At 61.7% G+C, this 22,224-nt stretch carries 21 protein-coding genes; 16 read left to right on the forward strand and 5 right to left on the reverse strand.

Annotation, left to right across the window (positions count from 1 at the left end; translation table 11 throughout):
* The first annotated feature begins 33 nt into the window (after positions 1–33).
* Positions 34–708 (forward strand): FCD domain-containing protein, encoded by a 675-nt coding sequence (locus D460_RS0107390; RefSeq protein WP_018897892.1) that lies wholly within the window; start codon positions 34–36, stop codon positions 706–708.
* Between the two features lie 18 nt (positions 709–726).
* Here the strand turns inward: D460_RS0107390 and D460_RS0107395 are convergent, their stop codons facing one another.
* Positions 727–2,622, reverse strand: a complete 1,896-nt coding sequence (locus D460_RS0107395; protein WP_018897893.1) for a sugar phosphate isomerase/epimerase and 4-hydroxyphenylpyruvate domain-containing protein — start codon at positions 2,620–2,622, stop codon at positions 727–729.
* 206 nt (positions 2,623–2,828) lie between these two features.
* Between D460_RS0107395 and D460_RS0107400 the strand changes: the two genes are divergently transcribed.
* From D460_RS0107400 to D460_RS0107450, 11 genes are all read left to right on the forward strand, one after another.
* Positions 2,829–3,659: a transporter substrate-binding domain-containing protein gene (locus D460_RS0107400; protein ID WP_026282888.1), complete on the forward strand. Its 831-nt coding sequence runs from the start codon at positions 2,829–2,831 to the stop codon at positions 3,657–3,659.
* A gap of 99 nt (positions 3,660–3,758) precedes the next feature.
* Complete coding sequence (gene aroQ, locus D460_RS0107405; protein ID WP_018897895.1) at positions 3,759–4,205, forward strand: type II 3-dehydroquinate dehydratase; 447 nt, start codon at positions 3,759–3,761, stop codon at positions 4,203–4,205.
* Between the two features lie 28 nt (positions 4,206–4,233).
* Positions 4,234–4,902, forward strand: a complete 669-nt coding sequence (locus tag D460_RS0107410; protein ID WP_018897896.1) for an amino acid ABC transporter permease — start codon at positions 4,234–4,236, stop codon at positions 4,900–4,902.
* A gap of 9 nt (positions 4,903–4,911) precedes the next feature.
* The gene (locus D460_RS0107415; RefSeq protein WP_018897897.1) at positions 4,912–5,553 is read left to right on the forward strand and encodes an amino acid ABC transporter permease; all 642 of its coding nucleotides are present in this window, start codon (positions 4,912–4,914) and stop codon (positions 5,551–5,553) included.
* 66 nt (positions 5,554–5,619) lie between these two features.
* The gene (locus D460_RS0107420) at positions 5,620–6,348 is read left to right on the forward strand and encodes an amino acid ABC transporter ATP-binding protein (RefSeq protein ID WP_155947714.1); all 729 of its coding nucleotides are present in this window, start codon (positions 5,620–5,622) and stop codon (positions 6,346–6,348) included.
* A gap of 11 nt (positions 6,349–6,359) precedes the next feature.
* A complete protein-coding gene (locus D460_RS0107425; RefSeq protein WP_018897899.1) occupies positions 6,360–7,190 on the forward strand; it encodes a ThiF family adenylyltransferase in 831 nt (276 codons plus the stop codon).
* Between the two features lie 396 nt (positions 7,191–7,586).
* Entirely contained in the window at positions 7,587–8,048 is a 462-nt protein-coding gene (locus D460_RS0107430) for a (2Fe-2S)-binding protein (protein ID WP_018897900.1), read from the forward strand.
* Positions 8,045–10,312: a xanthine dehydrogenase family protein molybdopterin-binding subunit gene (locus tag D460_RS0107435; RefSeq protein ID WP_018897901.1), complete on the forward strand. Its 2,268-nt coding sequence runs from the start codon at positions 8,045–8,047 to the stop codon at positions 10,310–10,312. Before D460_RS0107430 ends, D460_RS0107435 begins: the two co-directional genes overlap by 4 nt.
* A 125-nt stretch (positions 10,313–10,437) precedes the next feature.
* Positions 10,438–11,784, forward strand: a complete 1,347-nt coding sequence (locus tag D460_RS0107440; RefSeq protein WP_018897902.1) for a cytochrome c — start codon at positions 10,438–10,440, stop codon at positions 11,782–11,784.
* A 77-nt stretch (positions 11,785–11,861) separates the two neighbouring features.
* Positions 11,862–12,785: an XdhC family protein gene (locus D460_RS0107445; protein WP_018897903.1), complete on the forward strand. Its 924-nt coding sequence runs from the start codon at positions 11,862–11,864 to the stop codon at positions 12,783–12,785.
* 52 nt (positions 12,786–12,837) lie between these two features.
* Complete coding sequence (locus D460_RS0107450; protein WP_018897904.1) at positions 12,838–13,458, forward strand: nucleotidyltransferase family protein; 621 nt, start codon at positions 12,838–12,840, stop codon at positions 13,456–13,458.
* 65 nt (positions 13,459–13,523) lie between these two features.
* Here D460_RS0107450 and D460_RS0107455 read toward each other — a convergent pair whose 3' ends face one another.
* From D460_RS0107455 to D460_RS32740, 4 genes are all read right to left on the reverse strand, one after another.
* Positions 13,524–14,093 (reverse strand): flavodoxin, encoded by a 570-nt coding sequence (locus D460_RS0107455; protein WP_018897905.1) that lies wholly within the window; start codon positions 14,091–14,093, stop codon positions 13,524–13,526.
* Positions 14,094–14,186: 93 nt separating this feature from the next.
* Positions 14,187–15,029 (reverse strand): SDR family oxidoreductase, encoded by an 843-nt coding sequence (locus tag D460_RS0107460; RefSeq protein WP_018897906.1) that lies wholly within the window; start codon positions 15,027–15,029, stop codon positions 14,187–14,189.
* Positions 15,030–15,209: 180 nt separating this feature from the next.
* A complete protein-coding gene (locus tag D460_RS32735; RefSeq protein WP_018897907.1) occupies positions 15,210–15,830 on the reverse strand; it encodes a flavodoxin in 621 nt (206 codons plus the stop codon).
* 83 nt (positions 15,831–15,913) lie between these two features.
* Positions 15,914–16,186: a hypothetical protein gene (locus D460_RS32740; RefSeq protein WP_018897908.1), complete on the reverse strand. Its 273-nt coding sequence runs from the start codon at positions 16,184–16,186 to the stop codon at positions 15,914–15,916.
* A 283-nt stretch (positions 16,187–16,469) separates the two neighbouring features.
* Between D460_RS32740 and D460_RS0107475 the strand changes: the two genes are divergently transcribed.
* The 4 genes from D460_RS0107475 to D460_RS0107490 all read left to right on the forward strand — a co-directional run bounded on the left by D460_RS0107475 (position 16,470) and on the right by D460_RS0107490 (position 22,224).
* A complete protein-coding gene (locus D460_RS0107475) occupies positions 16,470–17,192 on the forward strand; it encodes a response regulator (protein WP_018897909.1) in 723 nt (240 codons plus the stop codon).
* Complete coding sequence (locus D460_RS0107480; protein WP_018897910.1) at positions 17,189–18,700, forward strand: ATP-binding protein; 1,512 nt, start codon at positions 17,189–17,191, stop codon at positions 18,698–18,700. The genes D460_RS0107475 and D460_RS0107480 overlap by 4 nt, the downstream gene beginning before the upstream one ends.
* A gap of 247 nt (positions 18,701–18,947) precedes the next feature.
* Positions 18,948–21,197: a DUF3141 domain-containing protein gene (locus D460_RS0107485; protein WP_026282889.1), complete on the forward strand. Its 2,250-nt coding sequence runs from the start codon at positions 18,948–18,950 to the stop codon at positions 21,195–21,197.
* Positions 21,198–21,258: 61 nt separating this feature from the next.
* Positions 21,259–22,224: a phosphate acetyltransferase gene (locus D460_RS0107490; protein WP_018897912.1), complete on the forward strand. Its 966-nt coding sequence runs from the start codon at positions 21,259–21,261 to the stop codon at positions 22,222–22,224.

Here is a 22,224-nt window from a genome sequence, read left to right on the forward strand (position 1 = left end):
CCAAATCATGGCGACTGGAGCCCGCGCAACGCAATGCTGAAGAAAACTGGAGAGACGGCCGAAACCGTGAGCGAGGTCGTGTTTCGGCAGATCCGCCAGGACATCATTTCCGGCATCTTGCCGCCGGGATCCAAGATCAGGCTGGAGCAGGCGCGCGAACGCTATTCGATCAGCGTCTCGCCGCTGCGGGAAATCCTCAGCCGACTGACAACGGAAAATCTCGTCGTCGCCGAGGGGCAGAAGGGTTTCGAGGTCAGCCCGGCGTCGCGTCGCGAACTGCTCGAGCTTGCCGATCTCCGCGTGGTGCTCGAAACCCACGCGCTCGATCTCGCCTTTACTGCTGGCGATCTCGAGTGGGAGGCCTCCATCGTTGCTGCGCATCACAAGCTGGCGGCCGCGGAACGGCGGCTTCTTGCCGGCGATGCCTCGCGCACTATTGAATGGGTGCGCTATGACTGGGAGTTCCACCAGGCGATCGTCTCGGCCTGCAATTCCGCGACGCTGATGGCGACGCTCTCATCGGTCTTCGACCGCTTCCTGCGCTATCACATGCTGGCCGAGAGCTTCCGCGGCAAGCCGGTGGTCGAGGATCACCGCGCGCTCTTCGATTTCGCGCTTCGGCGCGATGCGGAACAGGCGAAGGCCGTGATCCGCCGACATGTGCATAGCGGGGTCGAGCACATCCTGAAGAGCGGCATCGTCGCCTGATCGCGTACTATTCCTGGCCTAGTCGCTATCGCGCGGCAGGCCTTCCGGGCGCATCTGCTTTTTCAATGCCGAAATGCGGAAGATGGCATTGGCCGCGCCGTAGCCGCGATAGCCCTTGCGCTCGACGATCTCGAAGAAAAAGCCTTCGCCGTAGGTGCCGCTGTAGAGTTGGAAATACTCGCCGTGCTCATCGCGGTCGTAGAGGATGTTGTGTGCCTTCAGCCGCTCGGTGAGATCGGGATCCAGTCCGAAACGCGCCTCAACATCCCCGTAGTAGTTCGGCGAAATGTGCAATGGCTTGAAGCCGGCTTTTTGTAAGGCTTCGGCGGTGGCGAAGATATCGTCGGTGCTGAAGGCAAGATGCTGGATGCCCGATCCGAACTTTTCAGCGATGAAATGTCCGGCGAGCGTCCGCCTGTTTTCCGCGCCGTTGAGCGTGATGCGCAGCGACCCTTCCTCGTTCTCGACCACCTGGCTGCGCACGACGCCACCTGGATCGATGATATCGACCATCGGCGTCTTCTCGGTCGCGAAGATCGAGGTGTAGAAGAGCAGCCACGTCAGCATCTCGTCGTAGGCTACGGTCTGCGCGATATGGTCGATGCGCAGCAGACCTGCGCTCGAGGCCAATTGCTGTTCGTCGACGGGAATGAAGTCGACTTCCGCGAAGCGGCCGAGCGGCGAGGCTTCGTCGATCAGATAGACAATGCCGCCCCCGACGCCACGGATCGCCGGCAGCTCGAGTTCGCCTTCGGCGACCGGCTGCAGGAAGGGTTCTGCATTGAGTGCCACCGCGCGCCGGTGGGCCTCCCAGGCGTGGTTGACGACAAGCGCGAAGGCATAGGCCAACGTGCCGTGGACGGCGTATGCCGCGTTGGCAAAACCGGCCTGGTCGATGTTGACGAGAATGCGGATGCCGCCCTGTTCGTAGAGGCTGACCTCCTTGCTGCGATGCTTGGCCGTCTTGCGAAAGCCCAGTACCTCAAGGATGCCGATCAGCTCGGCCGCATCGCCTTCATCGGCCGTAAACTCGACGAAGCCCACGCCTTTCACCGTTGCGCGGGGCGGCATGGGCTTTCCAATCGGCTTGTCGCCGCCGAGGCTGCGGCGCACCTGATCGCCCAGATAGATCAGCGAACGGTGGCCGTCGGCCGCGATCTCGCGCGTCGAGCCGCCACGGAACTGGTCGTTGAAGATCTCCAGCGAATAGTAGCCGTCATAGCCGGTCGCGGCGATCGCGGATGTAAAGGCCGTCACCGGCAGGTCGCCTTCGCCGGGCATGTTGCGGAAGTGTCGCGACCAGTAGAGCAGGTCCATGTCGATCTGCGGCGCATCCGCCAGCTGGACGATGAAGATCTTCTCCTTCGGGATCGAGCGGATCGAATTGATGTCGATCTTGCGTGAGAGGCTGTGAAAGCTGTCCAGCACCAAGCCGATATTGTCGTGGTCGGCACGACGCACAATCTCCCAGGCGTCGCGGTGGTCATTGATGTGCCGACCCCATGCTAGCGCCTCGTAGCCGACGCGCAATCCGCGTGCTGCTGCGCGTTCACCCAGTTCGCGAAAGTCGGCAGCCGCACGGTCGATGCCACCGAGCGAGGCAGAGGAGACGTTCGAGCAGACGAGGACGAGGTCCGTGCCGAGTTGCTGCATGATGTCGAACTTGCGTTCTGCGCGGTCGAAGGTGCGGCTGCGCAGCGGTTCCGGCATGCCCTCGAAATCACGGAACGGCTGGAACAGCGTGATCTTAAGTCCGAGATCGCCAGCCATCTTGCCGACATCGGCGGGGCTGCCGTCAAAGGCCAGGAAGTCGTTCTCGAAAATCTCCACGCCGTCAAAGCCCGCTCGCGCGATCGCTTCCAGCTTCTCCGGCAACTCGCCGCTGATCGAAACCGTCGCTATCGAGGTCTTCATCTCGCTTATCCTCCCTGGCCGATATCGTCGTGACAATCATTATGACGAATGTCGTGAGAAGTTCAATTCAACGTTTGAAAATAGAAGTCTCATACGATTTCTAAAAACTATGTTGATTTATCGGTCCGTGTCAGGCAGTTTTGGTCTCACAGTCGGAGGAGAAGGAAGGCTGTGCGGTCGCAACGACCATTGAGGAGGAGGAAAAGATGTTGAAATCCATGTTGTCACGGCGCAACGCCATGCTTGGCGCGGCCGCTCTGCTCACCGGCATTGCGCTGGCTCAGCCGGCAGCTGCCGTCACCCCAGAAGAAATCAAGGCCCGCGGCAAACTGATCGTCGGCATCCAGGGCGACAATCCGCCATGGGGCTTCGTTACCAGCGCCGGCAAGCAGGACGGCTTCGATGCCGACATGGGCGCGCTCTACGCCAAGGAACTCGGCGTCGAGGTCGAGTTCGTGCCGCTCGAAGTCAACAACCGCATTCCGGCGCTGACCTCAGGTCGCGTCGATGTTCTCTTCGCGACGATGGCCATGCTGCCTGACCGCGCCAAGGCGGTTCAGTTCAGCCAGCCCTACAATGCCAATGCCATTGTGCTGATCGGGCCGAAGAACAAGTCGATCAAGACGAATGACGACATGGCCAATATGACCATTTCCGTGGCGAAGGGTGCCGCACAGGACACCCAGGTGACCAAGAATGCGCCGGCTTCGGCCACCATTCGCCGTTTCGACGGCGACGCGGCCAGCGTCCAGGCGCTGGTATCCGGGCAGGCTGAGGCACTCGGCGGCAACATCTTCTACATGGATCGCGTCGAGAAGGCCCGCCCCGGCGAGTTCGAGAACAAGCTCGAGTTCCAGAAGCTCTACAACGGCGCCTGCACCCGCCTGGGCGAGAAGGAAATCAACGCCTCGCTCAACACCTTCATCGACAAGATCAAGGCAAATGGCGAGCTGAAGAAGGTCTACGACAAGTGGATGAAGGTTCCCGTGCCTGAATTCCCGGCGAGCCTCGAAGGCATTCCCTTCGCTGCGAAGTAGGCCGCTTCGCGACAGGGCAGTGCGACGGCGGCGTCTTGAAGACGACCGCCGCCGCTTTGCCGCGGCGATGACTGTCTCGTGCCAAACGCGGGAGCGATGATGAGCAAGACGATTTTTGTACTGAACGGGCCGAACCTCAATCTTCTCGGTCAGCGGGAGCCGCATATCTATGGCTCGACGACGCTTGCCGAGATCGAGCAGCGCTGCACGGCCAAGGCGCGCGACCTCGGCTACGAGGTGGATTTTCGCCAGACGAATTTCGAGGGCGCGCTTATCGAAAGCATTCACGAGGCGCGCGAGAAGGCTTGCGGGATCATCATCAACCCGGCGGCCTTCACCTTTACCTCGATCGCGGTTCTCGATGCGCTGAAGACCTTCGATCCGCCGAAGATCGAGCTGCACATCTCCAATGTGCACGCCCGCGAGAGCATCTACCACAAATCCCTGATCTCGCCCATCGCGACGTCGATCATGATCGGTTTCGGTGCGGATGGATACGAGCTGGCGATCCAGGCCATGACGCAGCTGGTCGCTCGCAGCCGTTGACCGGACAGGAAAGGCCAGAAATAACACCATGAACTACACACTGGACTTCACGCCTGTCATCGACGGTCTGCCGAGCCTGCTGCTTGCCTGTCTCGGTACGTTCCTGCTGGCGATCTCGGGCATGCTGCTTGCGGTCCTGATCGGCATCGGCGGCGTCATGCTGCGCGACTCCCGCTTCAAGGCAGTACGCTGGCTGGTGATCGGCTTCGTCGAGATCATCCGCAACACGCCGTTCCTGGTGCAGATCTTCTTCATCTATTTCGCCCTGCCGCTCGCCGGCATCAGGCTCGATCCGACGCCGACGGCGATTATCGCGCTCGGCATCAATGGCGGCGCCTACGCGATCGAGATCATTCGCGGCGGGGTGCAGTCGATCCCCGCGGGCCAGAAGGAAGCAGGCCTGGCGCTCGGTCTTCACAAGGCGCAAGTCTTCCGTTTCATCGTCTTGAAGCCTGCGCTAAGGGCTATCTACCCCTCGCTGACCAGCCAGTTTGTGCTCTTGACGCTGTCGACCAGCATCGCCTCGGCGATCTCGGCCTACGAGCTCACGTCGGTCTCGCAACGGATCGAATCCGAAAGCTTCCGCAGCTTCGAAGTCTATTTCACCGTCACGGTTTTCTACCTCGTGATCTCCTGGGTGATGATGCGCCTCTTCGGGCTCTTTTCGTCCCGTTATTTCAATTATCCGGTCAAGTAGGAGGCTCCCATGGGTCGCGATGAATTCATCTTCCTGCTGATCGGTCTGAAATGGACTGTCGTGTTGTCCGTCGTCGGTTTCATCTGCGGTTCGATCGGCGGGCTCATAATCGCGCTGCTACGGACCTGCGGCCTGCCGCTTCTGGAGCGGATAACCGCCGGATATATCGGCGTGTTTCAGGGTACGCCGCTCCTGATGCAGCTCTTCGTCGTCTATTACGGGCTGGCGCTGGTGGGTCTGAAGCTTGATGCGTGGGTCGCGGTCGCCATCGGGCTGACGTTGCATGCCAGCGCTTATCTCGGCGAGATCTGGCGCGGTTCGATCGAGGCCGTGCCGCGCGGGCAGACCGAGGCGGCCAAGGCGCTCAGCATCAAATACGTGTCGCGCATGAAGGACGTGATCCTCCCGCAGGCGATCCGCATCTCGCTGCCGGCGACGATCGGCTTCCTGGTGCAGCTGATCAAGGGAACGTCGTTGGCCGCGATCGTCGGTTTCACCGAGCTCACGCGCGCCGGCAACATCATCTCCAATCAGATCTTCGAGCCGCTGACGGTCTTCGGCATCGTCGGCATCCTCTATTTCATCATGTGCTGCCCGCTGACGATCCTCGGTGCCCGCCTCGAGCGGCGCTTCGCGATGTCGGCGCGCTGAGTGCGCCTGCCTGTCCGGGAGAATTGAACCATGACCACTGTGTCGACGCCCACCACCACCGAACCGATGATCCGCCTGGCGCAGGTCGAGAAATGGTTTGGCGCCTTTCAGGCATTGCACGATATCAACATGGATGTCCGCCAGGGCGAGCGGATCGTGCTCTGCGGCCCCTCCGGCAGCGGCAAGTCAACGCTGATCCGCTGCATCAACCACCTCGAGAGCTATGAGAAAGGCGAGATCCGCGTCGGCGGCACGCTGCTCGGACATCGCTCCAGGGATATCGACGCCATCAGGCGCGACGTCGGCATGGTGTTTCAGCAGTTCAATCTCTTTCCGCATCTGACCGTGCTGCAGAACTGCATGCTGGCGCCCATGCGTGCGCTCGGTCTTGGCAAGGCGGAGGCGGAAGAGCGCGCACGCAGCCTGCTCGACCGCGTCAAGATCCTCGAACAGGCCGAGAAATATCCGGCGCAGCTTTCCGGTGGTCAGCAGCAGCGCGTGGCGATTGCCCGTGCGCTCTGCATGCGGCCGAAGGTGATGCTGTTCGACGAGCCGACATCGGCGCTGGATCCTGAGATGGTCAAGGAAGTGCTCGACACGATGATCGGCCTGGCGGAGGAGGGGATGACGATGATCTGCGTCACCCACGAGATGGGCTTTGCCCGTCAGGTGGCCGATCGGGTCATCTTCATGGCGAGCGGCGCGATCGTCGAAGAGGCGCCGCCCGCCACATTCTTCAGCAATCCGAGGCAAGAGCGCACGCGCAAGTTCCTTGGCGAAATTCTGCGTCACTGAAAGTTTTCGGCATGATTTCCGGCACCACCAGGATCATCGCCCATCTGGGCTATCCGACGGAGACCTTCAAGTCGCCGCTGATCTACAATCCCTACTTCGAAAAGCACGGCATTGATGCGGTCGTTGTGCCCATGGGCTGCCGGGCGGAGGATTTTCCGGATTTCTTGAGGCTCGTCTTCCGCCTGTCGAACATCCACGGCGCATTGATCACCATGCCGCACAAGGTCACCACCATGGGCCTGCTCCACGAACTGTCGACGCGTGCCCAGGTCGCGGGCGCCTGCAATGCCATCCGGCTGGATGAACATGGCCGGCTAATTGGCGACATGTTCGATGGAGAGGGGTTCGTGCGCGGCGTGCTGCGCAAGGGCAGGCGGGTGGCTGGCGCTGACGTCCTTGTCGTCGGTTCCGGCGGCGTCGGTTCGGCGATCGCCGCATCGCTCGCCGCCGCCGGCGTTAGAAAGATCGCGATTTTCGATGCCAACCCGGAGGTCATGAATGGGCTGATTGGACGGCTTCGCCAGCATTATCCCGACGTGGACGTCACGGCCGGCTCGCGCGATCCTGAAGGGTTCGACATCGTGGTGAACGCCACACCGCTCGGCATGAAGAGCGATGATCCGCTGCCGATCGATGTGTCGCGATTGTCTTCCGCAACATTCGTGGGCGAGGTCGTGATGAAGCAGGAGATCACGCCGTTTCTCGCGGCAGCGCGCGCTGCCGGCTGCGATTTCCAGGTGGGCACCGACATGCTGTTCGAGCAGATTCCGGCGTACCTCGAATTCTTCGGCTTTCCGACCACGACGGCGGACGAGCTGCGATCCGTCGCTCGGATGGGTTGACTTAAGCCCACACGTAAATCTCAAACGTTACCCCAGTTATACCCCGCAGGCGCCGGCTGCCCCTGATCCGGGGCGAGATTGAGGATCGCTCGGCATTCAGCCGGGCGAAGCCTTCACGGACCATCGCTCTGCAGCCGGCTGCTCGTTCACTACAACGTTACCCGGCTTGGGCAGTAGGCTCTTCTCAATATGTAAGCCTTGGATCAGATTAATCGCTGGGGTAGCGGCCCAGGAACCAATCGGTTGGATTTATGTTTCAGATGCATAAGTGCAATCAATCCAGACTGGCTAATCCTGCGAGTTGAACGCGCGTATAGCTTCCAATCCTTTCGTCGCGGCGTGGGCCAGTGGTCCGAATGCAATTAGCAGGCCGCACCAGCAGTCGAGGTAAAGACGATGCAGCTTCGTATCAACGACATTACGCACGAGATCGATGCCGACCCGGATACTCCGCTCCTGTGGGTGATCCGCGATGAGCTTGGCATGACAGGCACGAAATATGGATGCGGGCTGGCGCAGTGTGGCGCCTGTTCCGTGCTTATCGACGGCGAGATCGTCCGGTCTTGTGTCACGCCCGTTGAAAGCGTCGCCGGCCGCGCCGTCACGACAATCGAAGCGATCGAAGCTGATCCTGTTGGTGAGAAGGTTGTCGCCGCCTGGGTGAAGCATCAGGTTCCGCAGTGCGGTTACTGTCAGTCCGGCCAGGTCATGGCCGCGACAGCCCTTCTCAAGCAGAGCGCCACCCCCTCGGAAGACGATATTGCCGCCGCGATGGTCAATCTCTGTCGGTGCGGAACCTACAACTTCATCAAGGCCGCCGTGAACGAGGTGGCTGGTCGTGAGGAGGCTTCGCTATGAGCGAGATCGTTCGTGACAACACGCCGGCCGACGAATTTCCGAATGGCGCGCCGGTCAATATTTCCCGTCGAAGGTTTCTCCTGGCCTCGGCCGGCGTGACGGCTGGTGCGCTCGTCATCGGCTTCGGCATGCCGGTGGGCGCCGCCCGCGCCCAGGAAGCGGTTCCGGCCGTTGTGCCCGGCACCCGCGTGCCCGCGTTCCTGGAAATCCGGCCGGATAACACCGTACGGCTGATGAACCCATTCATCGAAGGCGGCCAGGGCGTGATGACCGCCATGGCGCAGATCGTCGGCGAGGAGCTGGACATGGATCCGTCCGCCTTTACCGTCGATCATGCTCCGACCGGTCCCGACTATCTCGTCGTCTTCGGCAAGATGCGCATCACCGGCGGCTCCATGTCGGTTCGCACTAGCTACGACACGATGCGTCATCTCGGCGCTTCCGCACGGCTGATGATCCTGCAGGCATCGGCGAGCCGCCTCGGCGTGCCGGTCGCCGAACTGACGACGGAGCCGGGCAAGGTCATTCACGCGGCTTCTGGCCGCTCGCTGACATATGGCGAGGTTGCCGGCGACGCGCTCGACCTACCGATCCCCGCAGCCGACAGCGTCACATTGCGCGACCCAAACCAGTTCCGCTGGATCGGCAAGCCGGTTGCGCGGCTCGACATGCATGACAAATCCACCGGGCGCGCCGTCTATGCGATCGACGCCAAGGTGGACGGCATGCTGCATGCCGCAGTCCAGCATGCGCCACGGCTTGGCATGACGGTCGGGGCGATCCGCAACGAAGATGCGGTGAAGGCCATGAAGGGCATTCACTCCGTGCATCGCCTTCCAGGTGCGGTCGCAGTGGTTGCAGAGCGCTGGTGGAATGCCAAGCGGGCGGTCGAAGCGTTGCAGGTCGACTGGCAGGAAGCCAACGGCAAACCGATCGTCGAAGGCACCAGGATCATGCCTGCCGACTTCTCGACGGTAGCCTTCGCCGACCGTCTCGCTAAGGAACCCGGTGCGGGCAAGGATGCCGAAAAGGAAGGCGATGTCGCCGGCGCGATCGCGTCCGCGAAAACCGTCGTCTCGGCAACCTATCACAGCCAGTATCTCCACCATGCCCAGCTGGAACCCCCTTCGGCGCTCGCCCGCTTCAACGAGGACGGAAGCCTTGAGCTGTGGGCGCCCAATCAGGCGCCGGAAATGTTCCAGGCCGACATCGCCAAGCGCACCGGCCTCGATGCATCCAAGATCACGCTTCACAGCCCGCTGCTTGGTGGCTTTTTCGGTCGCCACTTCCTCTACGCGACCGCAAATCCCTATCCACAGGCGATCCAACTCGCCAAGGAAACGGGACGTCCGATCAAGCTGATCTGGAGCCGCGAGGAAGAATTCCTGCGCGATCCGATGCGGCCGATGGCAGCCGTTCGTTTCAGGGGTGCACTCGATGACAGCGGCATGCCCGTCGCGATCGAGGCGGTCAGTATCTGCGAAGGCCCGAGCGAAGGCATTTCCGGGCACAATCCCGACAAGATCGACGAAACGGCGGTCGAGGGGCTGACGGGCAAGGCCTACGCGATCCCCAACAAGCGGATCGCCCAGGTCTATGTCGAAAACCCGACCATGCTCGCCTATTGGCGATCGGTCGGCAATTCGATGAACGACTTCCTCTACGAATCCTTCCTCGACGAGATGGCCGATAAGGGCGGCAAGGATCCCTATGAGCTGCGCCTGCAGCTTCTGAAGGACAATGCGCGTTTAAGCACGCTTCTGAAGGCGGTGGGCGACCTTTCCGGTGGCTGGAAGCGGGGTCCGTTTACGGCATCGGACGGCACGCGCCGCGCACGCGGCGTCGCCATGGCATCACCCTTCGGCAGCCATACGGCAGCGATCGCCGAAGTCTCGATCCAGTCCGGCGAGGTGGTCGTCCACGATGTGTGGGAAGCGATCGATCCTGGTAGCATCGTCAACCCGGCGATCATCGACGCGCAGATCAATTCGGCTGTGGCGCTCGGTGTATCCCAGGTTCTGCTGGAAGAGGCCGTCTACGAGAAGGGACAGCCGGTTGCCCGCAACTACGATCTCTACCCCATTCTGCCGCCAAGCCGGATGCCGCGGGTTCATACGCGGATCGTCGAAAGCGGCGAAAAGATGGGTGGGATCGGCGAGCCCGGGCTTCCGGCCGTGCCGCCTGCGGTTGCCAACGCCGTCTCGACCCTGACGGGTCAGCGCGTCCGCAGCATGCCGCTCTCACACTACACATTCCAAAGCTGAGCATAGCAGGCTCTCGACGATATCGCGTCGGGAGCCTCGCGGTTCGCAGCACGCGGCAGCACCGCCCGTCAAGGCGCGTTGGCGGTGCGTTCGCATAGAAGCCCCCTACAGAGGATGGATTATCCTTGAAGAGATTCTTTCTCGTTATTTTTCTCATCGTCATCATCGTGGCCGGCGGCGTGATATGGTTCGTCAACCACACGCCATCGTCTCCGTTTGACGGTAACAGTGCCTCGGTCGTCTCCTCTCCTGACCTCCTGGCCAGAGGCGAAATGGTCGCCCGCCAGGCCGACTGTGTTGCCTGTCACAGCCTGCCTGACGGCAAGCCCTTTGCCGGTGGGCTGGAAATGGGCACGCCGCTCGGCTCGATCTTCGCCACCAATATCAGCCCCGACAAAGAGCATGGCATAGGTAACTACAGCCTTGCCGACTTCGACCGCGCGGTCCGCCATGGTGTTACGCCGGACGGGCATCGGCTCTACCCGGCCATGCCCTATCCGTCCTATGTGAAGATGTCCGATGACGACATTGCGGCGCTCTATGCCTTCTTCATGCATGACGTGCAGCCGGTCGCCGAGGCCAACAAGCCGAGCGGCATCGAATGGCCGCTGAACATGCGCTGGCCGCTGGCGTTCTGGAATGCCGTCTTCGTTCCGTCCGGCACCTACCAGCAGAAACCTGATCAGGATGAGCAATGGAACCGCGGCGCCTATCTGGTGCAGGCGGCTGGCCATTGCGGCGCTTGCCACACCCCACGCAGCTTAACGATGAACGAAAAGGGCCTGGACGAAAGCAGCACGGCCTTCCTTTCCGGCGCGCTCCTCGATGGCTGGTATGCACCGAGCTTGCGGCAAGACCACAATACGGGCCTTGGCCGGTGGAGCGAGGACGATATCTTCGCCTTCCTGAAGAATGGCCGCAACCACCACGCCGTTGTCTTCGGCTCGATGACGGAAGCCTACAACAACTCGCTGCAGTTCATGAGTGACGAGGACCTGAGGGCGATCGGCCACTATCTGAAATCGCTGCCTGGCGACCCCTCGCGTGACGGGAAGCCCTGGGCCTATGTCGAGGCTTCCGCCGCTCCCGGAACGCCGGCTGCGCGCAGCGTCCCCGGCGCGCAGACTTACGCGGCGCGCTGCGGCTTTTGCCATGGGCCGGATGGTCGTGGCCAGAACGAGTGGATCTCGCCGCTCGCCGGCGCCGCCTCGTCGCTGATCGAGCACACGGATTCGCAGATCAATGTGGTGCTCAATGGTTCCGGCCGCGTGGTGACCGCAGGCGTTCCGGATGCCTATCGCATGCCGCCCTTCCGCCAGCAGCTGTCGGATAAGGAAGTTGCCGATGTTCTGACCCATGTGCGCTCCAGTTGGGGCAATCATGGCGGGCCGGTGAAGCCGGAAGACGTGAAGGCGCTGCGCGACCACACGGATCCGGCCAGCAGCAATCCGATTGTCCTGCAGATGCGTTGAGGGTCGGGGGCAATACGAACCGGTTGCGCACTTGCGCGTGCAGGTGCGCACCGGAGCACCACATGAAAGGAAACGGCATGGACGTCGCCATCGTGAAATCGTTGCCTGACCTGACACGAGCCCCTGTCGGCGATACGCCCGCGGATATCCTTAGCTTCGCGGTTGGCGCCTGGCATCAGGGCAAACGGGTGGCGCTTGCAACGCTCGTGGATATTCGCGGCGGGGCTGCCCGGGCGCTGGGCGCGCATGTAGCCATATCCGGCGATGGGCGGTTTTGCGGATACGTCTCCGGAGGATGCGTCGAAGCCGCGGTCGCGGCCGAAGCGCTTCAGGCGATGGAGGAGGGCCGGGACCGTATCGCCCACTTCGGTGACGGTTCGCCGTTCTTCGATATCGTTCTGCCTTGCGGTGGCGGCATATCGGTAGCCATCCATGTCGTGCGGGACGTTGCTCCGCTTGAGGCGGTGCTGGGTCGGCTGGAGGCCCGGGAGGCGGCCGGCCTGCGCTACTGTCACGAACGCCAATCGCTCGCCATCGCCGAAGTTCCATCGCGGCCAGGCCCGCAAGGCGCGGATTTCCTCACGGTCTATCGCCCGCTCACACGTGTAGTCATTTCCGGCCGGGGCGCTGAAGCCGAGGCCGTGGCGCGCATGGCTGCGGCATCCGGCTGGGTGGTCGAGCGTACAGACGACGCCAGATTCACGAAATCAGTCCCCTTGGACGGTTTTACTGCGTGCGTCCTGTTGCATCACGATCTGGATGCGGAACAGGGGATGCTCGATATCGCGCTTCGATCACCATCATTCTACATCGGTGCGCTCGGCAGCACGCGCACTCATCGCCGTCGCGAAGAGATGTTGTGGGCAGCTGGTCATTCCAAGGCCGATATCGCAAGGATCAAGGCGCCGATCGGCATGTTCGGGCCGACCCGAGATGCCCAATCCCTTGCGATTTCGGTAGTGGCCGACATTGCCGCTTGTCGCTTGGCGACATCGGGGTAAGAAATCGCCCGCAAGCGACCGCTCGTGCCTGCTGTTCATAGGAGTGATGTGCATGACGGCCAACGACCTGTCGGTTTCCGGAATTCTGTTGGCCGCCGGCGCAGCTCGACGGATGGGGCCGGACGGCTATCACAAGCTGCTCGCAGAGTTCGATGGTGTTCCCCTCGTCAAGCGCATCGCCCTGCGTTTGTTGGCGGCGGACCTATCGTCAGCGGTGGTGGTCATCGGCCACCGAAGCGGCGCGATCCGCGCCGCCTTGCAGGGCGTCCCGATTGATCGCGTGCTGAACGAAACCTTCGAACTGGGGATGGCGTCGTCGCTCGTCTGCGGTCTCAAGGCTGGCGCGATCATGAGCGCGGATGGCGTTTTGATCGCATTGGCCGATATGCCTGCTATCGAGACCGAGCATCTCGACATGTTGATCGAGGGCTTTCGTCAACACGGGGGTCAGGCCGTGATCCGTGCCACGAGCGACGGTCGGAGGGGAAATCCGGCGATCCTTCCGAGATCTCTCTACGGCCAGCTTCTGACGTTGGAAGGAGACGAGGGCGCGCGCGCCGTTATCCAGCGTGCCGGTGTGCCGGTTGTCGGTATTGAGATCGGAGAGGCCGCGCATCTCGATGTGGACACGCAGCAAGCCGTCGTTGAGGCCGGCGGCCGCTTGACGATCTAAAACGAGCCGAAAACAGGGTAGCCACGTCTTTCGTTGCTTTTCCGCCGGTCAGTGGTCGATCGCGGTCAGCCCAGCCAGCCTGTGACCTGCTCCAACGTCCGGCGCTCTTGATCTGCCTCCATGGAGAAGGCGGGTTGCATCTTGGCGCCGTCCAGATGGGAGTGCAGAACTTCTATGCTGCTTCCAAGCCCGTAGCCGCCATGCGTTATGAACAGATAGATCGTCTTTCCAGCAAGACTGTTGGACCGCAGAAAAGAGCGGATGACCGGGGGCGCCGTCATTCCCCAGATCGGAAAGCCGAGATAGAGGGTATCGTACCGCGCAACCTCGACCGTCAACGGCTTCAGGGGTGGGAGGTATCCGGCCTCAGTCTCCCGGCTGGCCTGCGAGACGGTCTCTTTGTAGTCCTCGGGGTAAGGATCGACGGGAATGATCTCGGCGAGGTCTGCATTTTTCGATCGGCGAATTTGCTTTGCAATGACCGTCGTGTTGCCGGTGCGCGCGAAGTAAACCACAAGGGTCGATCGGATTTGCGGCGGAACTTGCGAAACCGCAGCTTTACCGGCGACCGTGGCACCTACTGCCGCAAGAGGAAGCGTTTTCAGAAGTTCGCGTCGCGGGATGCCGAATTGCATTCTGCTTTCCTTACAGTAACTCGGGTAATCCTGGTTGTGCCGGCCGTGATCCCGATGCCCGCCCTCTCGTCATTCGATGTCGCCGGCGGCAGATCATTCGTTTGGCGGGAAGTCGGTGGAGGCGGCCAGGTCCGCCTGGGTCTCGAAGTTCGCGATCCGCGCCTTCAGCGTGTCGATCGTGCTCGCCAACGCCTGTGATCCCAGCACCATGCGCAGAGGCGCCGGCTCGATGTCGACGCTTTCGATGATCCGGGTGGCCATGCGGACGGGATCGCCGGCGGCAAGGCCATTCTGAGGGTCGAGCATTTGCAGGAAGGTATGCGCGGGGTTGTTGTCATAGATCGGCATGAGGTTCGCGACCTTGGCGCTGCCATAGCGGAATTCGGTGCGCGCGCCGCCCGGTTCGACGATGGTGACGCCGATGCCGAACGCTTCGACTTCCTTGGCGACGGCCTCTGCAAAACCTTCAATACCCCACTTGGTCGCGTGATAGAGCGAATTGCCGGCAAATGCGACCTGGCCGCCATAGGAGGACAACTGGATGATCCGGCCGCCGCCCTGCGCGCGCAGGTGAGGGATGGCCGCGCGGAAGAGCTGGATCGAGCCAGTCAGGTTCGTGGCGATGATGTGGTCGATCTCGCTGTCGGAGAGTTCCTCCGCGGCGCCGAATAGCCCGTAGCCCGCGTTACTGACGATGACGTCGATCCGTCCGAGATCGCTGAAGGCGGCATCGACGGTTGCCTTGACCGCAGCCGGATCGGTCACCTCGAGCACGGTTGCGACGAAAGCGTCGGGATAGGCCTCTCTCAGATCCTTAATTTTGGTGAGGTCGCGAACGGTGCCGACAACCTTGTCACCGCGCGCGAGGAGCTGCTGCGTCAACTCTCGGCCGAAGCCGCTGCTGACCCCGGTGATGAACCAAGTGCGTTGTGCCATGTGTATCTCCTGGGTCAGTAAGGTTTGGCTGCGGCAAAGCCGCTCGCAGCCGGACCAGCGTCATGCCGAATGAAGGATGCGGACGGAATTTAGCGCTCGCTGTTCAAATTGGGTAGCCGTCAGGCTCCGCATGAACTTATGTTCCGGCTTCATGAAGGCAGCGCCGTTCCTGATATACCGTCACTGGCTCGAGTGCAGGTCGGTCGATGAAAGCGAGCGGATCCAGCTGCCGATGCGATCGTCCACCTGTCCTTGTCGTATGCCAAATTCGTCCAGGCCGAGGCCTTCCGCTAACACGGCGTTGCGCGCTTGAGCCTTGAGATCAGGGAAGAAAGTGCCGCTGGAAAGAGAATAAGTCGCGAACCCGGCAACCGTCGTCTGCTTGAAGTCGACCTGCTTGAGGAAGCTCATGAGCGGGGCGGGAAGCGTGTTCCACCAGACCGGGGCGCCGACGAGCACAAGGTCGTAATGGTTCATGGTCGGAAGCGTTCCGTCAAGGACAGGCAAGGGGCCCTTTTCGACTTCGCGTCTTGCCCGTTCGGCCAAGGCGGCGCCATTGGTGGGATAGGGTTCCGCGAGCTTTATCTCGTAGAGTTCTCCGCCCAGCTGATCGTGTATTTTCCGGGCCATCTCAGCGGTGGTGCCGCTGTTAGAGAAATATGCGATGAGGATCTTCTGGTCGGCCAGCGCATCTGTCGCCGGCGAGATCGCGAGAACCGCGATGACCGCGGGTAGCGCGCTGATGCCGCCGTTGCTGCGGACCGCGAAGGCGATGTTGGCAGATATGGACCTGATGTTCATGCCGATCCCCTCGATTGCGCGGCGGGCACTTTGAAAACAAGCGTTCACGCTGCCGCGTAGTGCTGACTGGTGTGGAATAAAGCCTAGGAATTCAGAGTGTTCATGCGCGCGGCATCGCGCGATATAGCATTGGCGCCGGCCGCCACGGGCAGTCTGTTGCCAAAGGGGCGATCGACCATGACGCCATCCAGCCGGGACCGAAGACTGTCCGGCTCGACCTCGCCTTCCCCGACAAACTTCATCAGGTGTTCGGCGGCCTCGATCGCGGGGCGATCCTTGAGCGAGAGCTTATGGTCCGCGCAGAATTCGTTGAGAACCTGCTTCATGATGATCACCTGCCAGAGTTCGCCACGCATTCCGGTCTCCTGTCGAATCATTTCCGTGCCGAGACCATAGGGGGAAGATGTCGCAGGGGTTTGCCGGTCGTGTCGGAAGTTGTCGCACGATTGTCTCGATTTGCGCGGTCGCCCGAAGCTCGGCCAAGCCTGCCAACGCTGAGTTTTGGTGACAGCCACGGCATTCGATGGCATCAACCCCGCTTTGCCTGCGCGACGTTTGCTGTGAAACTTTGATACACTTTTGTCGATGCGAGCCGAAGCGTGGTCCGGTAAAGTGCCTTAACGTTGAAGGTGCCGGTTCATGCAAAGCGCAGCTCACATCGCGGTCGTCGATGACCATCAGGATATCCGGGAGTTGGTCGGGCAATATCTCGAGCAACAGGGATATCGTGTCAGTGTGGCGGAAAGCGGCGCGGCTCTCAGGCGGATCATCGACAAGGACGATGTCGATCTCATCGTGCTGGATGTGATGATGCCAGGCGAGGACGGGCTGTCCGTATGCAGGGCTTTGAGATCGACCACCGAGACGCCGATCATCTTTCTGACGGCGATGGCGGAAGATACCGATCGCATCGTCGGTCTCGAACTCGGCGCCGACGACTATCTGGTGAAGCCGTTCAATCCCCGGGAGTTGCTCGCCCGGATCCGAGCCGTGCTGCGACGCGCCAAAACCTCTGCGAGTTCCCAGCGCGACAGGGTCGGGGCAAGCATCGTCAGGATCGGGCACTGGAAACTCAACCTTGGTCGGCAGGAGTTGGCGGGCGATGATGGGGTCGGGGTGCCGTTGAGCACCGCGGAGTTCAGGCTGTTGAGGGTCTTTCTCGATCGTCCTGGTCTCGTTCTAAGCCGCGAGCAGCTTCTTGATCTCACCGTTGGCCGGGTCGCCGACATCTTCGACCGCAGCATCGATAACCAGGTCAGCCGTCTACGAAAGAAGATCGAACCGGATCCGAAAAACCCGTCGCTCATCCGGACGCATTGGGGAGGGGGCTACAGCCTGTCGGCGGAGGTCAACTTCGAATGATCTACTGGTGGAAAAGGAGCCTTGCTGCCCAGTTCATCTGCTTCACGCTGCTCGCGCTCGTGGTTGCGCAGGCAATCACATTTCTTGTGTCCTGGGATGAGCGGTCGAAGGCACTGCACGCGGCGATCAAGAGCGAGTTCTTCAGCCGTTCCGCCACCATCACCCGGCTGATGGAGACATTGCAGCCCGAGGTCAGGCAAAGTGTGCTCTCATCGAGCGAAACGAGCTACTCCCGCTTCTGGTTGTCGGACCGTGACGAGACGGATCCGCTAGCGTGGCGCCGCCGCGCGGTCACGGAGCTCTCGCGCCCGCTCGACAACTTCGTCGATCTCGGCCGGTCCTACGGCATTGAGACAAGACCCGTGGGGCGCAAGATCAGCGACAGGGACATCACGGCATCGAATGTCGACGAAAGCTGGATAAAGCCGACGAGCGTTTTATGGAGCCAACCGCAGGAAGCAAAGTTCCTCTATTTCGATGGAAGGAGCGGCTACGGGCTTGCCGTGAAGATCGACGACGGCGTTTGGCTCAACTGCGCGTCCTACAAGCTGGACACCTCGTTCTGGTGGAACTCGAAGTCGCTGACATCACTCGCGATCACGGCATTCGTACTCTCGCTGATCGGCATCTTCATAGCGCGGCGAATCACGCGCCCGCTTCGTCGTCTCGCTGCCTCGGCCGAGGCGCTCGGAAGAGGGGAGAATCTGCCGGCGCTGCCGGAGGAAGGCCCAAGCGACGTCAAAGCTACCGCAGTTGCCTTCAATCGCATGCAGCGGAGGCTGCATCGCTTCGTGGAAGACCGCACCAGGATGCTCGCCGCGATCGGCCATGACCTCAGGACGCCATTGACCTCGTTGCGGCTGCGGGCCGAATTCGTCAAGGAACCCGAGGTTCGCGCGAAGATGATCTCGACCATCGACGAGATGCAGGCCATGACGGAAGCGGCTATTGCCTTTGCCCGTGGCGAGGCGAACGTCGAGGACACGAGGACGATCGAACTCCAGGCTTTGGTCGGCAGCATCTGCGACGATCTTTCCGACATCGGCCATCCGATAGAGTTCGTGGACGGCCCAAGAACCACCTACCGCTGCCGGCCGGACGGCCTGCGCCGTGCCGTTCGAAACCTCGCCGAAAACGCTGTACGCTACGCCGGTCACGCCAAGGTTTGCGTCAGGCAGGGCCCATCGGGTGTCGACATCGTCATCGAGGACAAGGGTCCCGGTGTCCCCGAGGCCATGTGGGAGCAGGTGTTTGCGCCGTTCTTCCGGCTGGAGACATCGCGCAATCGCGACACCGGCGGCGTCGGGCTCGGCCTGTCGATCGCAAGGGCAGTCGCGCGTCAGCATGGCGGCGACATCGTGCTTGCCTCCAACGAACCCGGGCTGCGCGCCATCATCTCCCTGCCGAAGGAGGGGTTGGTGCACAATGTTAACTTTGTGCAGCCCACGCGCGGCAGGCGCTTCCGCGTTACTTTGCGCTCAAAGCCGGAGAAGGCCAAGGTGGGGTGATATCGGCCGATGGATGCAAGGTACGTCACCGTTCTGTCACATGTGCTTTCGACCGCCGAAAACGCCCGTATGCTACCGTAAGATACGTTGGTCGGCGTGCCCGGTCTGCCTATGTTGCATCTGCGAGATAACTGAGTGCTCTGCAAGATCAGGGCGCATTCACAGAGCGGATGCAGAACGAAGCTAATCTCAGAGCTGCATTAGGTCTTTGAATGATCGCCAAAAGCGATGAACCAGGAGATTCGGCATGCGGTATTCTTCCCATCTCCCCACACCAGATTTCGCCACTCAATTTGGTCCAGCCGCGCTTGCGTTCGACTACGCGTTGGACGCGGCGCAACGTAGCATTCTGTTTTGGGACGTCATGCGACAGCGCGGCAACCATTACCGCTCACATGCTGAGGCAAACGCGCCGCATGTGCTCAACTTCACGCCCGAGGTCGTGTTGGATGGGCGCACGTTGGGCTGCCCCGTCAACTACGCGCTGGTCCGCATCGTCCCGCCTGAGGGCATGACGATCGACGATGCGCGCCGCCCCTTCGTCGTGGTCGATCCGCGCGCCGGGCACGGGCCGGGGATCGGAGGGTTCAAGGCCGATAGCGAGATCGGTGTGGCGCTGAAGGCCGGACACCCCTGCTATTTCATCGGCTTCCTGCCGGAACCGGTCGCGGGCCAGACGATCGAGGACATCGCACTCGCTGAAGCGGTCTTCCTGGAAAAAGTCATCTCGCTGCATCCGCAGGCTGACGCCAAGCCCTGCGTCATCGGCAACTGCCAGGCCGGCTGGGCCGTGATGATGCTCGCGGCGATGCGGCCGGAACTCTTCGGCTCGATCATCATCGCCGGCGCGCCGCTGTCCTACTGGGCAGGCGAGCGCGGCAAGTATCCGATGCGCTATACCGGAGGCCTGCTTGGCGGCACTTGGTTGACCGCGCTTACGAGCGATCTCGGCCACGGATTGTTTGACGGTGCCTGGCTCGTGCAGAATTTCGAGAACCAGAACCCGGCCAATACGCTCTGGACCAAGCAGTACAATCTGTACTCAAAGATCGACACTGAGGCGCCGCGCTATCTGGGCTTCGAGCAATGGTGGGGCGGTCACGTCAGCCTCAATGCCGAGGAGATCCAGTTCATCGTGGACGAACTATTCATCGGCAACAATCTTGCCGCCGGTCGTATCGAGACATCGAATGGGGAGGCGGTCGACCTTCGCAACATTCGCGCGCCAATTGTCGTCTTCTGCTCGAAGGGTGACAATGTCACCCCGCCGGCGCAAGCACTCGGCTGGATTCTCGATCTCTACGACGATGTGAACGAGATACGCTCGCACGGGCAGACAATCGTATACACCGTGCACGAGACGATCGGCCATCTCGGGATCTTCGTTTCCGCAAGTGTCGCGCGCAAGGAGCATGGCGAATTATCGAGCAATATCGACCTTATCGACGCGCTGCCGCCGGGGCTGTACGAGGCGGTCTTCGAGGCGAAAAGCGATGAGACCGTCGGCGGCGAACTCGTCGAGGGCGATTGGATCATGCGTTGCGAGGCGCGAACGCTGGATGACATCCGCGCGCTCGGATGCAATGGGCCGGCTGATGATCGGCGCTTCGCGACCGTCGCAAAGGTCTCCGACATCAACCTGTCGCTCTACCGCGCTTTTCTTCAACCCGTCGTGCGCGCCGCAGTGCCGGACTGGGCGAGCCGGAGCCTTCGCGAGATGCATCCGCTGCGGCTGCAATACGAGGTCTTCTCGGACGTCAATCCGTTGATGGCGCCGATTGCCGATCTCGCGGCCGAGGTGGCCGCAGAGCGTCGTCCCGTCGCTTCAGGCAATCCCTTTCTGGCAGTCGAGCAGACGGTCTCGCGCCAGATCGTCGAGGGGTTGGAAGCATGGCGGCAAGGCGTGGAGATGCTGAGCGAGGCGGCGTTCCTCTCCGTCTATGGATCACCGTTTCTGCAGGCCTCGGTCGGTATCGACAGTTCGGACACCAGACCGCAGCGGCGAGCAAGCAAGACCGCGCTGCATGCACGCGTCCTGAAAGAGAGGATCGAGGAGCTCAAGGCACAAATGGACCTCGGCGGCCTTCGCGAGGGTTTGGCGCGTAGTCTGCTTTACGTGGCGATGGCAAATGGTGCTGCCGACGAGCGTGGGTTTGCGGCGATCCGCAGGATGCGTCGCGTCGAAGACGGAATGCCGGTCATGACGCTGGCGGAGTTCAAAGCTTTGATCCGCGACCAGTTCCTCATGCTCGTGATCGACGAGGAGGCGGCCGTAAACGCCATTGCCCGGCTGTTGCCGTCAGAGGATGGTGTGCGCCGTGAAGCGCTATCCTCGCTGCGGGACGTCCTGAACGCGCGTGGCGCGTTGACCGGTGAGGCCGAACAGCGTTGGCAAAGGATTGTCGGCATCTTCGACATTTCCGAGGAGCCGATCACAGCCCCCGCTGCGCCATCAGCAAAGACGGCGTCGGTGACAGCTATCCGCCGTGTGACGTAATCGACGGGATCATTGAACAGCCCAAGGTTTGAATGCGTCTTCCAGCATGGAGCATGTGCAAATGTCGAACTTGGAAAACGTTGGCGACGCCGGCAGGCACGAGAAATATGAGCGGCTTATCGCGAAGGCCAAGCAGGTTCGCGCGATGACGACGGTGGTTGCCCACCCTTGCGATGAGGCATCGCTGCGCGGCGCCGTCGAAGCAGCCGAGGTCGGGTTGATAAATCCGGTCTTTGTCGGTCCGGCCGAGAAAATACGTGGCGTCGCCGAGGTGCACAGCCTCGATATCTCGGCGTTCCAACTGGTCGACGCTCCCCATAGCGACGCGGCAGCCGCAAAGGCGGTCGAGATCATCAGGGAAGGCGGTGGTGATCTTCTGATGAAGGGAAGCCTGCATACTGATGAACTCTTGCGGGCCGTGACATCATCGGCGACGGGGCTTAGAACCGCACGGCGGATCAGCCATGTCTTCGTGATGGATGTTCCCGGTCATGCGGAAACACTTTTCATCACCGACGCCGCCATCAACATTGCACCGGATCTCGATGCGAAGCGCGATATCATCCAGAACGCGATCGATCTCTTCACCCAGATCGGGCTCGGCACGCCGCGCGTGGCGATCCTTTCGGCCGTCGAGACGGTCACCTCGAAGATTCCCTCGACGATCGAGGCGGCCGCGCTCTGCAAGATGGCGGAACGCGGACAGATCACGGGGGGCGTCCTGGACGGGCCTCTTGCCTTTGACAATGCAATCGATCCGGAGGCCGCGAGAATAAAGGGCATCCACTCTCCGGTCGCCGGCCACGCCGATATCCTCGTCGTGCCCAATCTCGAGGCCGGCAACATGCTGGCGAAGAACCTGACCTTTATGGCGCGGGCGGATGCGGCGGGGCTTGTCCTTGGTGCCCGCGTGCCGATCATCCTGACGTCTCGGGCGGATTCTGTGCGCACGCGCCTTGCCTCCTGCGCCGTCGGCGTCTTGCTTGCAGAAGCGCGCCGTCGTGCGGCGCCGATACAGGGCGGGTGA

The sequence above is a fragment of the Rhizobium sp. 2MFCol3.1 genome, from assembly GCF_000377565.1.
Taxonomy (GTDB): domain Bacteria; phylum Pseudomonadota; class Alphaproteobacteria; order Rhizobiales; family Rhizobiaceae; genus Rhizobium.